The sequence below is a fragment of the Lentzea sp. NPDC058450 genome (assembly GCF_042721395.1).
Classification (GTDB): Bacteria; Actinomycetota; Actinomycetes; order Mycobacteriales; family Pseudonocardiaceae; genus Lentzea.
On record NZ_JBHXLO010000002.1, the window covers coordinates 369333 to 381027 of the forward strand.

The 11695-nt window shown below is 70.5% G+C and carries 8 protein-coding genes (1 of these 8 running past the window's edge); 1 reads left to right on the forward strand and 7 read right to left on the reverse strand.

Annotated elements, in window-relative coordinates:
• The 7 genes from ACFWNN_RS05680 to ACFWNN_RS05710 form a co-directional block, all read right to left on the reverse strand.
• A protein-coding gene (locus ACFWNN_RS05680; protein ID WP_382438679.1) for a hypothetical protein crosses the window boundary here: on the reverse strand, positions 1 to 4470 show its 5' end (the start). It extends 25608 nt beyond the left edge of the window; the window shows 4470 of its 30078 coding nt (coding positions 1–4470); the start codon lies at positions 4468 to 4470; the stop codon falls past the left edge of the window.
• Positions 4471 to 4668: 198 nt separating this feature from the next.
• Complete coding sequence (locus ACFWNN_RS05685) at positions 4669 to 6507, reverse strand: hypothetical protein (RefSeq protein ID WP_382438680.1); 1839 nt, start codon at positions 6505 to 6507, stop codon at positions 4669 to 4671.
• A gap of 9 nt (positions 6508 to 6516) precedes the next feature.
• Complete coding sequence (locus ACFWNN_RS05690) at positions 6517 to 7038, reverse strand: YbaB/EbfC family nucleoid-associated protein (protein WP_382438681.1); 522 nt, start codon at positions 7036 to 7038, stop codon at positions 6517 to 6519.
• A 67-nt stretch (positions 7039 to 7105) separates the two neighbouring features.
• On the reverse strand, positions 7106 to 7861 hold the full coding sequence (locus ACFWNN_RS05695) for an ESX secretion-associated protein EspG (protein ID WP_382438682.1): 756 nt from the start codon (positions 7859 to 7861) through the stop codon (positions 7106 to 7108).
• The gene (locus tag ACFWNN_RS05700) at positions 7858 to 9510 is read right to left on the reverse strand and encodes a PPE domain-containing protein (protein ID WP_382438683.1); all 1653 of its coding nucleotides are present in this window, start codon (positions 9508 to 9510) and stop codon (positions 7858 to 7860) included. The genes ACFWNN_RS05695 and ACFWNN_RS05700 overlap by 4 nt, the downstream gene beginning before the upstream one ends.
• 43 nt (positions 9511 to 9553) lie before the next feature.
• A complete protein-coding gene (locus ACFWNN_RS05705; protein ID WP_382438684.1) occupies positions 9554 to 9934 on the reverse strand; it encodes a hypothetical protein in 381 nt (126 codons plus the stop codon).
• A gap of 422 nt (positions 9935 to 10356) precedes the next feature.
• Positions 10357 to 11118, reverse strand: coding sequence for an ESX secretion-associated protein EspG (locus ACFWNN_RS05710; protein WP_382438685.1), 762 nt, complete (start codon positions 11116 to 11118; stop codon positions 10357 to 10359).
• Positions 11119 to 11556: 438 nt separating this feature from the next.
• Here ACFWNN_RS05710 and ACFWNN_RS05715 point away from each other — a divergent pair, with 438 nt between their 5' ends.
• Positions 11557 to 11694 carry a hypothetical protein gene (locus ACFWNN_RS05715; protein WP_382438686.1) on the forward strand — a complete coding sequence of 46 codons (138 nt, stop codon included), beginning with the start codon at positions 11557 to 11559 and terminating at the stop codon, positions 11692 to 11694.
• Position 11695 lies beyond the last annotated feature (1 nt).

An 11695-nucleotide genomic window follows, 5' to 3' on the forward strand; every position in this document is an offset into this window, starting at 1 on the left:
GTTGCTCGGGAAGTCGTTGGCCAGCTGTTGCTGGAGTTCCGGCTTCCGCGACTCGAGCAGATCGATGATCTGGTCGACCTGAGCCTTGGTGAGGTCGATCGGATATTGGGAGTCGTCGAGGAACTTCGGCGACGGCGTGTTGCCGTTGATGACGCTGCTGATCTCCTTGGCCGAGGCCTCGGGGATGCCGGAAAGGATGTTCGTGACCTCCGCGCCCTTGCCGTGGAGCGCGGGCGAGAGCATGGAGGAGATCTGGGAGACGGAGCTGGCCGCCTCCCCGGGGGTGCGGTCCGGCGACACCACGTAGTCACCGAGCGCCGAGAAGGTCTCGATGGCGGTGGTCACCTTGAACGCCTGCTTCGCAGCCGACGGGCCCGTCTTGGGGTCGGTGCTCGTCTGCAGGTCCGCGTTGACGGCCGCGGTCCACGCGGTGTCCGCTCGCAAGCCGTTGCTCGCGTTGTTCAGGTTCGTGGTGGCGGCCTCGGCACCGGGGACGTTCGGATAAGGGGTCTTGCTGGTGAGAACGGAGATGTTCGGCCGTTCGACGAGGTGCGCGAGGTTCGTGGAGTTCGCGCCCTCGTTGATCGCGGGCAGGGTGCCGAGCTGGAAGACCTGCTGGAACACCGCCTGGGGCATGGACCCGGTGTTCACCACCAGGACGTCGCCCTGCTTCAGGTTGTCGATCTTCTCCTGCAGGTCGGGTGAGGTGATGTCCGCGCGCTGGATCCCGTCCGACTCGACCTGCGGCACGAACCAGACCGACGACGGGGTGATCTCCATCATGATCGCGGGCTTCTGGTCCAGCGAGTGCAGAGCCATCGCGAGGTGGTTGGACACGCCGGGACGGCTGACGGGGTCGACAGCCACGAGGCCGTAGACCGGCATCAGGTCGGCCTTGCCGCCCAGCACCGCGTTGGCGACGTTCTTGATGCCGCCCGCCTTCGCGGGGTTGGCGGCCATCTCCGTGTCGATGAGGTCGGCCAGTGCCTGCGGATCGGTGATCTTCGGTACGTCGTAGACGTACCTGGCGTCCGGGCTGATGTGCGGGTCCAGATCGGTGATCTTGACCTCGCCGCCGGGGCCGTCACGCTTGATGAGAAGCCGCTTGCTGCTGTCCCAGGCGTAAGGCTTGAGGACGACAGCCTCGTTGACTTTGTTCTTGTCGAGGTAGCTTGCGGCGGTTTTCGTGTCGTGCGCGTTGAGCGAGTCGTCGCCTGCCGACATCAGCAACGTGTTGCTGTCGGGGGAATGATTCGGCTCGCTGATGACCTCGACCGGCTGCAGGGCCGGCGTGATCAGGAGGTTCATCTTCGCCACGGACTCCGGGTCGGTGACGAAGGTGATCGTGTCCGTGTAGCCGCCGTCGCGCAGCGCCTTCACCAGCGTCGTCGCGGCGGCCTGGTGGCCGAGCCCTGCCGCGTTGTCCACCGAGACGACGACATTGTCGACGCCCACCAGCAGGTCCTTCACCGTCGGAGTGGTGTTGGAGGTCGTGGCGTCCTGCTGCCCGTTGGTGGACGAGTCGGCGTCGGACGAACGTCCCGTCTCCGCGTTGGGGTTGGGATTCGATCCGGCGGCCACGGGCGGCACCACGACCAGGTCGGGCGTGGGGTTGACCGTCGTGTTCGGGTTCGCCGTGGTGTTCGGGTTCGGCGCCGCGCCGGTGGGCGGCGGGGGCGACGGCCGCGTCTGGACGGGCGGCGCGTCGGTGCTGGGGCTGTTGACCGGCGCGTCGACCTGCGGCGCCGGACGCGTCTGCACGGGCGGTGCGTCGGCGCGCGGCGGCTGCACCGACGGCGCGGTGTCCGGACGCGGCGACGGGATGTTCGCCGGCGGGACGTTCGTCGAGGGCGCGTTCGTCGCGGGATTCGGCGAAGGCGTGTTGACGTTCGGGCTCGGCGTGTTGGTGTTCGGGCTGGGCGTGTTGGTGTTCGGTGCGGGCGACGGCGTGTTGACCGACGGCGTGTTGACCGACGGCGTGTTGGCCGGCGGGGTGTTGACCGCGGGGTTGGCGCTGGGAGCGTTGGCTGGCGGGGTGTTGGCTGGCGGGGTGTTGGTCGCCGGGGTGGGCGTGTTCACCGACGGCGTGTTCACCGACGGCGCGTTCGCAGGCGGGGTGTTCACGGGCGGCGTGTTGACCGGTGGCGCGTTGACCGGCGGTGCGGGCGGGGCCGGACGCGTCTGGGCCGGAGGCGGGGTGTCGGCGCGCGGCGGTTGTGCGGACGGCGTCGTTTCCGGGCGCGGCGAAGGCGTGTTCGTCGACGGCGCGTTCGTCGCCGGGTTCGGCGTGGGGGTGTTGACCGAGGGCGCGTTGGTCGCCGGGTTCGGCGAAGGCGCGTTGACCGGCGGTGCCGGGCGCGTCTGGGCCGGCGGCGGGGTGTTCGCCGCGGGCGGCGGGACGTTCGCCGCCGGTGGCGGGGTGCCGGGGCGCGACTGGGTCGGTGGTGCCGTCGTCGGGGACGCCGCGGTGGCGGCGGGTGCGTTGGTGGACGGCGTGTTCGTGGCCGGCGGCGGGGACAACGGGGTGGGCTTCGGGGCCGGTGGCGGCGTTGACGGGGACGACTGCGGCGGCGCCTTGGTGATGGTGTTGTCCGGGGTGGGGGGCTTGGGCGCGTCGAACACGCCCTTCGCGCCGCCGCCGGCGGGGGTGAACTTGCTGCCGCCGCGTTCGCCGCCGGCGGCGCCGGGGGTCGCGCCGCCCGGTGGTGCCATCGGCGGGGCCATGCCGCCTGCCGCCGCGGAGGACGGCGGTGCGGTCGGGGTGGCGCCGGGGCGCCCGCCCGCGTTCTGGGGCGGGGTGGCCACCGCGCTCTGCGAGCCCGCCGAAGCCGGGGGCACGTTGCCGGGACCGTTGTAACCAGGGGCCGTCGGCGTGAACGACGCCGGCGTCTTGGCGCCACCGGAGCCACCCGGAGAGGTGCCGCCAGGGGTCGCGCCGCCCGGAGTGGTGCCGGCGGGCGGCGGGGACAGCGGGGTGGGCTTCGGGGCCGGTGGCGGCGTCGACGGGGACGACTGCGGCGGCGCCTTGGTGATCGTGCTGTCGGGCGTCGGGGCCTTGGGCGCGTCGAACACGCCCTTCGCGCCGCCACCCGCGCCGAACTTGCTGCCGCCGCGCTCGCCGCCGGTCGCGCCGGGGGAGGCGCCGCCCATCGGCGGGGCCATGCCGGGAGGTGCGGCGGGAGGCGTCGCGCCGCCGCGGGACGGCGACGTCACGGCGTTCTGCGGGCCCGGAGCACTCGTGGACGGCTTCGTGCCGGCCGCGCCGCCGGGGTCCTTGGGGCCGTTGTAACCGGGCGCCGTCGGCGTGAAGGACGCGGGACCCTTGGCGCCGCCACCGGTGCTCGCACCGGTGCCGCCGCCCTTGTTGCCACCCGGAGTCGCGCCGGGGCTGCCGGGCGCGGTCGGGGTGAACGGCGCGGGACCCTTGGTACCGCCGGTCGTCGCGCCACCCTTGGCGCCGGCACCGGCCGGTGGGGTGTAACCGGGCGCGGTCGGCGTGAAGGCCGCGGGGCTCTTGACGCCACCGGTCGTGGCGCCGCCCTTGCCGCCGGCACCGGCCGGCGGGGTGTAGCCAGGAGCGGTGGGCGTGAACGGCGCGGGGCCCTTGGCACCGCCACCGGTCGCACCGGTGCCGCCCTTGATGTTCGGAGTGGACGCCGCCGCACCACCACCGGGCGTCTTCACGCCGGAGGTCGTGTTGCTGCCGCCGCCCTTGACGTTGCCGGGGCCGGTGTAGCCGGGCGCGCTCGGCGTGAACGGCGCCGGGCCCTTGGCCCCGCCGCCACCGCCCTTGATGTTCGGGGTCGCCGCGGCCGCGCCACCACCGGCGGTGTTCACGCCGGACGTCGCGTTGCTGCCACCGCCCTTGATGTTGGGGGCGGCGTTCGCGGCCGCGCCACCGGCCGTGTTCACACCGGACGTGGCGTTGCTGCCGCCGCCCTTGATGTTCGGACCCGCCGCGGCGGGACCGCCACCGGGGCCCTTGACGCCGGACGTCGCGTTGCTGCCGCCGCCCTTGGTCGTCGGCGCAGGGCCGGAGTTCGGGCTCCCCGGCGTGAAGTTGCCGGACGTGTTCGTGCCGGCGCCCTTGATCGCGGTCGGGCCGTTGGCCGTGGGGCTGCCGGGCGTGAAGTTGCCGGACACGTTGTTGCCGGCGCCGCGCACGTTCTTCGCGTCGGTGGTGGAGTCGATCGACTTGATGTTCGTCTGGTTCGTCTGGTCGACCTGCTGGGACGTCTGGAGCGTCGCCTTCAGGTTCGACTGGACGTCCGTGAACGCCTTCGAGCCCTTGTCCGCCTGCGAGATGGCGTTCTCGTTGGACGCGTTCAGCGCGGGCACCGCGAACAGGCCGATCGGGCCGAGCGCGTTGCCGCTGAAGTTCAGGCCGCGCAGGCCGCCCGAGATGCTCGACAGCCGGGACCCCAGGTCACCCGCCTTGTTCTGCAACCCCTGCATCGAGGAGTCGTTCATGGAGTAACCGCTGGTGCCGCTGGGGCCTCCGCCGGTTCCGCTCGTTCCGCTCGTGGGCGGTGCCGTGGGGGGCGGGTTCGCCCCGGGGTTCGGCGACGGATTCGGGTTGACGTTCCCCTTGGCCATGAGCGGCGATTCTCCAGAACTGCGTCAGAACGAGGCGGGATCCCATCCGGGATCCCGGCTGTTGGCTGGGACTTACTCTGTCGGCCGGGTGGAACGCTCGGTCGCGCGCAACGGCTGCGAGGCAGCCCCACCGGCCGCTTCGTAGCCGGTGGTCTGCTGCAGCGGCTCGCCCATGAGCGGGTTCACGCTCTCGTAGTAGGCGGGCTCCGCGTCGACGCGCGCATAGGCCTCACGCGGCTGCGACGGCTCAAGAGCGTCGTAGGCGTGCGACATCTGCGTGCGCGCGAGCGGCTCGTAACCGGACTGCTGCTGCAAAGGCTCGGACGGCGTCTCCGGGCTGATGTACATCTCACGCGCCTGCAACGGCTGCGCGTCGTGCACCGCGCCACCACCACCGGTCATGCTCACGCCAGACGTCATCGTGGAGTCACCCGCGTCCACACGGGAGAACGCCACCGGCGCCTGCAGAGCCTCGGCCCGCTGGAACGGCTGCACCGGCGTCGCCTGCACGGCCTCACGCGCGTACGCCTGCTGCATCGGCTCGGCGGCCTCACGCAGGTAAGCCTGCTGCGTCGGCTGCAACGGCTGCATCGCCTCGCGGGCGTACGACTGCGTCGGCTGCAACGCCTCTGCGCGCTGGAACGGCTGCACCGGCTCGGCGGCGTGCATCGCGGTGCGCGCCTGCATCGTCGGCTGCAACGGTTCCATGGCCTCGCGCGCCCGCAGCTGGTGCGTGGGCTGCAACGGCTCCATGGCGTCACGCGCCCGGACCGCCTGCATCGGCTGCAACGGCTCGGAGGCGAGCCTCTTGGTCGCGGTCGCCGCCTGCAACGGGGCGTTCGGCAGGGTCGCCTGCGCGTACCCGTCCTGCTGGACGGTGCCGATGCGGGCGTTCGCGAGTGTCGCGGTGCCTTCCGCCTGCACCGTGCCGACGCGCGCGTTGGCGAGCGTGGCACTCGCGGTGCCGGTCGCGTCCGCGGCGGTCTTGCCGTCGGTCGGAGCACCACCGGTGCCGCCCGCGCCACCACGGGCGCCCATGGCCTCGTCGATCTTGTCGTCGACACCCTTCTGGGCCTTGTAGCCCTCGTAGGTGATCTCGGCGACGTCAGCGGTGTTCTCGAAGCGCTCCCAGCCCTTGCTGACCTTCTTCATGATGTCGTCGAGGTCGCCGATGCGCTTCATCTGACGGCCGAGCGCGGCGACGACGCGCGCGACGCGGGACGCGATGTTCACGCCCAGCGCGACGGCCTTGCCGACCGCGAAGCCGCAGAAGATCGGGATCGAGGCGCCGAACGTCGGGATCATGGCGGCGGCCGCGAGGATCGCGCCACCGATCAGCGAACCGATCAGCTGTGCGATCAGGTCGCGGACGATGTCGCGGAGCACCGTGACCAGCATGCCCATGATCGCGACGATCTTGGCCTTGGACTCGACGGCGTTGGCCAGGTCGTCGAGCTCGTGGCTCATGTTGTCCATCGACGCCTTGAAGCGCTCGGAGGACTGACCGGTCCAGCCGTCGAACGTCGCGAGGCCGCTCTTGTGGTCCTCCGCGAGCACGCGCAGCTCGGCCGCACGCGCCTTGTTGGCCTCGACGTTGGCCTGGATCTCCTCCGGGTTGCCCATCAGCTGGTTCAGGGCGTCGCGCAGGAACGACACGTGCTCGATCAGCCAGCCGACGCCGGCGCCGATGATGCTGCCGAGCGGGTCGATCGCGAGCATCACCGTGGCCGAGGCGGCGCCGATGGCGTTGAACGTGATGTCCAGCGCCTTCTCGGTCTCGCTCTCGGCGTCCTTGCTGATGCCGTCGATCAGGCTGCCGTAGGCCTCGATGAACAGCGAGCCCTTGAGCTTGTTCTCCTCGGTGATGTTCATCCCGGGAGGAGACGGGAGTGGAGTTTCAGGCGCGGTCATCGCTGTTCCTTACCAGGGCTCGTTGTCGTCGTTGTCGTCGTCGTCCCTGCGCGGCCTGCCGCGCACGGGCGGCGGCTGCGGGGCCGCGGCGGGCCGCGACGCCGCCGGAGCGGGAGCCGGAGCAGGTTCCGGCTCGTCGTCGTCATCGACCTCGTCGTACTGGTCGTTGGTGTCCTCGGCGACCTCGTCGTCCGGGATCGAGTCGGAGACCATCTGGTAGGCCTCGGTGCCCTCGCCGAGCGGCTTGAAGAGCTCGAGGACCTGCGTGGCCGCCTGCTTCTGGGCCTTGCGGGCGGTCTCCAGGATCAGCGCGGTGAGCCGCGGCCCGCCGAGCTCGACCGCGCGGTGTCCCAGCTGGAGGTTCTGCAGACCGCCGTTGGGACCGACCGTCACGGTCACCGAGCCGTCCTGCGACGACACGGTGGCGCCGGCCGCCGCGAAGTTCTCGGTCAGGTTCTCCGACTTCTGCTTCAGGTCGGCCAGCTTGGCCTCGTACTCTTCGACCCACTGGTACGGGTTCGCGGCAGTCACACGGTCCTCCGGCGGCGGCGGTTCAACTTGCGATCTATCGGTTACACGTCTGTGCGCACGATTCAGTTCACGCGAGCACGGCGTTGATGCGCGTGGCGATGCGGTCGTTGTCGGTCGGAGACACGCTCATCCAGCCGTCCGAGTTGACCATCAGGTAACGGCCCTGGTGCGTGTCGAACCAGTTGATCACGACACCGGACCGCTGGCGGTCCTGCGTGACGCCGAACTGGCCGCCCGCGACGCGGTTCGACGCGAGCTCCTCGAACTGCTTGGCGTCCTGTGCGGACAGACCGGCCTGTTCCAGCGCCTCGCGGTCGTCCACACCGCCCTCGCCGAAGAGGTCGTCGGCGTCGGCCGCGCCCTCGGCCTCCTGGATCGCCACGGCGTCCTGAAGGGACTGGACGCGGACGTTCACCGCCGTGCCCGGACCGGGCACGGCGTCGGGGAGCACGTTCACGATCTCGCGGGCGATACCGGTCTCCCGGATCTCCAGCAGCCCCACGCGGTCGCCGTCGATGATCGCCAGCGCGGCGCGCTCGCCGTTCGAGACGGCGAGCGCGCGCACGGTGCGGTCGAGACCGGCGACGGCGTCCACGGACACCTTGTGGTCCGCGAGCAGCCGCAGGAAGTCCTCGAGACGCTGGTTCTCCACGAGCCCGCGGGACCGCAGCTCGTCCATCGTCTTCGTGACGAGCACACGGCGTTCCTGCTCGGTCGCGCCCTCGTTCGGGACGTCCAGCGGGTAGGGCACTCTGCCCAGCCGCAGGTCGTTCCACAGCACGTCGAACTCGCGCGGCGACAGCAGGAACTCGGGCGTGATCACGAGGATTCGGTCCCCTTCTGCTTCTTGGCCTTGGCGGCGCCGATCACCGACGGGGGCAGGTTCTCACCGGGGACCTCGAACAGGTCGCCGCCCATGATGTAGCTGGCGGAGCGGTGTTCCTTGTCCTCCTCGCCGCGGCCACCGGCTCCGGGAGCGCCACCCATCGGTGCGCCACCCGCGCCCATACCGCCGGCCGCCGAGGCGCCACCGGGGCCCATGCCCATCGGCATGCCGCCGCGGCCCTGGGCCTGGACGCCCGACGCGCCACCGGACTGCATCGAGCCACCGCCGGCACCCGCGGTACCACCCGCGCCGCCGCCGAAGCCGCCACCGCCGCCGCCCGCACCCATCTGCGGGGTGTACGGCATCGGGCCCTTCATGCCGCCCGCGCCGCCACCGGCACCGCCGCCACCACCGCCGGCGCCGCCAGCGCCGCCACCCGCTCCGCCGGGCCCGGTGTAGCCGGGGGCCGTCGGCGAGTACGGGGCTGCGCCACCCTTGATGCCCTGCGGGGTGTAGCCGGGGTTCTGCGGGTTGTAGTTCGGGTTCGCGACGTCGCGCCCGACGACCGGGACCTTCGGGATGTTCTGGTTGTTCCCGCTGGTGCCGGTCTTGCCCGGGCCCATCTGCGGCGTGTAGCCGGGACCCATCTGGGGCGTGTAGGTGCTGCTGCCGCCACCGCTGCTCGCGGCGTAGGTGCTGCCCGTGTTGGCTGCCGGGTTGTAGTTCGGTGCCGTCGGCGTGTAGGCCGCGGCGGTGTTCGTGCTGGTGTTGCCGGTCATCTGCGGGGTGTAGGAAGCAGCGCCACCGGCGCCACCACCCGCGCCACCACCGGGGCCCGCGGCCGGGTTGTAGCCGGGAGCGCTCGGGTTGTATGCCGCCGCGGCGGGCTGGTTCGCGGTGGCACCACCACCGGCGCCACCACCGCCACCGGCACCGGTCTGCGCACCGTTCGCGGTGGGCGCGTCCACGGCGGACTGCGCGCGCATCAGGCCGTCCGCACCACCGGTGAACGTGGCGGCACCGGACTGCGGCATCGCCATGACCGGCTCTTCGACCTGGCCCGTGTTGGGGTTGAACGGCGGCTTGAACGCCGGAGTCGACGAGTCGATCTGGCGGGAGTTGTTCTCCATGTCGGTCATCACGGTGACCGCCTGGTCGTGCGCGGCGCGCGAGGCGGCGTTGGCGACCGCGATGTCCGCGGAGGCGAGCACGAACGCGGGCGTGCCGGGCTGGGAGAGTGCGGCGGCGGCCTTGGTCCAGTCGAACTGGACCGGCTGGGGCATCTGCGCGCGGGCGTTCTCCATGACCCGGCCCTGGTCGGCGACCTTGTTGCCGACCTCGACGGCGGTGCGGGCCGTCTCGTCGACCCAGTCCCCGAGCTTCTTCATCGCGGCGCGGGCGGCGTCGGCGGAGCCGCCGGTCCACTTGGACTCGCTGGAGGTGATGACCGAGTTGATGACTCGGGAGGCCTCGGTGAGCTCGGTGCCGTACTTGCTCCAGTCGGAGCTGATCTGGCCGGCTTGACCGGGGTCGTTGTTGTTGTGCACCGCGGCATACAGCTCTTGGTGCGAGCGCGACGCCCAGTTCTGCGGGTCCGTCAGGACCGGGACGTTCTCGATCTCGCTCGGGTCGGTCTCGGGGGGCATGACCGGCTCGCCTCTCGGTTCAGTGGATCAGCTGGCCACGAGATCAGCTGTTACCCATGTGCTTCTTCAGTTCGGCCTGCTGGTCCTGATCGAGCGCCTCGAAGTTCCCGATCGCCTCCACGATCGAGTTCTTCGTCTGCTCGAGAACCTTGCGGTACGCGGTCATCACACTGACGAACGAGTACTGCTCACCCTCGGCGCGATGGGTGAACTTGTCGCGCATCTTGTCGCCGACCGGGTTCGCGCCCAGCGCGGTCGGGCGGGCGATGCTCGAGTTGGCGCGCTCGATCCAGGAGTCCACCTGGTCGATCTGGGCCTGCAACTGCTTGCGGAGCTCCTCGCCCGCATCCGGGTCGATCTGCACCTGACCCGAGCTGACGGTCTCGCCAAGCGGGGCGACCTTTTTCTGGTCGACGATGTACATGCGGGCAGTATCAGGCCTCTTTTGGCGTATCGCTCACTTTGAGACTCGCGAGTTACCAATTGAGATCCGCGTTCACAATCCGTTGCCAGGCACCGAAACGGGCCACGACCAGGTGAACGTCGTGTAACGACGTGATCGTTTGCCCAGGTTGTGGGAGCGCTCTCGGGGGGATGCCCACTCGGGCCCGTGATCTCTGTTCACACGCCTGGAACAGCTGTTGATGCGCGTCTGGTGTGACCCAAATCACATAGGGGAATTCCTAGGATTTAGGGCTTTCTTAAGGCTCTGTCGCGGCTGGTTCGACGTTCACCGGATCGGCTGAATCGTTTGACTGGACACGAAAAGCGGGCGCACTCGTCAGAGTACGCCCGCGTTGTCCGTTTTGGATCAGAGTTGTGCGGTACGACGCACCGTGTTCACGTTCAGGCCAGAACGGCGTCGATCCGCGTCGCGATGCGGTCGTTGTCGGTCGGCGAGAGGCTGAGCCACCCGTCGCTGCGCACCATCAGGTACCGCCCCTGGTGGGTGTCGAACCAGTTGATGACGACGTCCGCCCGGTGCCTCCCGTGCGTGACGCCGAACTGGCCGCCCGCCACCCGGTTGGCCGCCAGCTCGTCCATCTGCTTCGCGTCCTGCGCGGACAACCCGGCCTTGAGCAACGCCTCGCGGTCGTCGAGCTCCTCGTCCGCCGCGCCCCACGGGTCCTCGGACTCCTCCTCCTGCTCGGCCTCCTGCAGCGCCACGGCCTGTTGGAGCGTCTCCAACCGCACCGACAGCGCACTGCCCGGCCCCGCGACCCCTTCCGGCAGCACGCGCACGATCTCGCGCGCCAACGCCGTGGGCCGGATCTCGGACAGGCCGACGTTGTCCCCGTCGATGACGGCCAGCACGCCTTCGCGGTCGGTGGCCGCGGCCAGTGCCCGAACGGTCCGGTCGAGGCCGGCCACGGCGTCCACGGACACCTCGTGGTCGCTCAGCAACCGCATGAGGTCCTCGAGCCGCACGTCGTCGGCGATGCCGCGCTGCCTCAGGCCCTCGATGGTCCTGGCCTGCAAGGCTTTGACGTCCTGCTCGGTCGCTCCTTCGCTGGGCACGTCGAGCGGGTACGGCATTCTGCCGAGCCGCAGCGTCTGCCACAGCACCTCGAACTCGCGGGTCGACAGCAAGAACTCGGGCGTGATCACGAGTGCTCGGAACCTTTCTCCTCTGCCTGCTTTGCGCGCAGTATCGAGCAGAATGGGGCAAGCCGTTCCTGATCGGGCGAATACGTACCCGGTTGAGACGAATGTTCACAATCCGTCGCCGAGCCCGGAAACGGGCCACTTCCGGGCAGGCCCGGCCAGCGAGAACGCTTGTTTCCCCAGGAACTGGGAACGCTCTCAACCCGCGAACCGGAAGGCTCCGGTCGGAGCGTTCACACGTCCGTGTCCGACAGATCAGCCCTCCGCGTGTGACCCAAATCACTTCGGCGACCAAAGTTTCGAAACGCGGCGTCCGCAGTGACTTCAGTGCAGACCGAGGCGAAATGCTCGCCGGGTGTGCCGCAGGTGAGGCGGGGACCGGGGTGCGAGAAGCACGGACAGATCGGGCGATTCGGACCGATTCCCCTGAACTCACAGGACATGTCGTGCGTTCCGGTCGCGCCACCCGCGCTCACCGGCAAGACGGGCTCGGTGGCCTGCGGGACCACCCTCACCTCACCCGCCTCGCGCCCGCTCGGCTCCGGCGTCGTGCTCGGCGATCGGCACCCTCCGGTGTGAA

What these genes read in the sequence shown, in the direction of transcription:
- ACFWNN_RS05685 (WP_382438680.1), bottom strand. Translation starts at nt 6,507, where the DNA reads ATGACCGCGCCTGAAACTCCACTCCCGTCTCCTCCCGGGATGAACATC.
- ACFWNN_RS05700 (WP_382438683.1), bottom strand. Translation starts at nt 9,510, where the DNA reads ATGCCCCCCGAGACCGACCCGAGCGAGATCGAGAACGTCCCGGTCCTG.
- ACFWNN_RS05705 (WP_382438684.1), bottom strand. Translation starts at nt 9,934, where the DNA reads ATGTACATCGTCGACCAGAAAAAGGTCGCCCCGCTTGGCGAGACCGTC.
- ACFWNN_RS05715 (WP_382438686.1), top strand. Translation starts at nt 11,557, where the DNA reads ATGTCGTGCGTTCCGGTCGCGCCACCCGCGCTCACCGGCAAGACGGGC.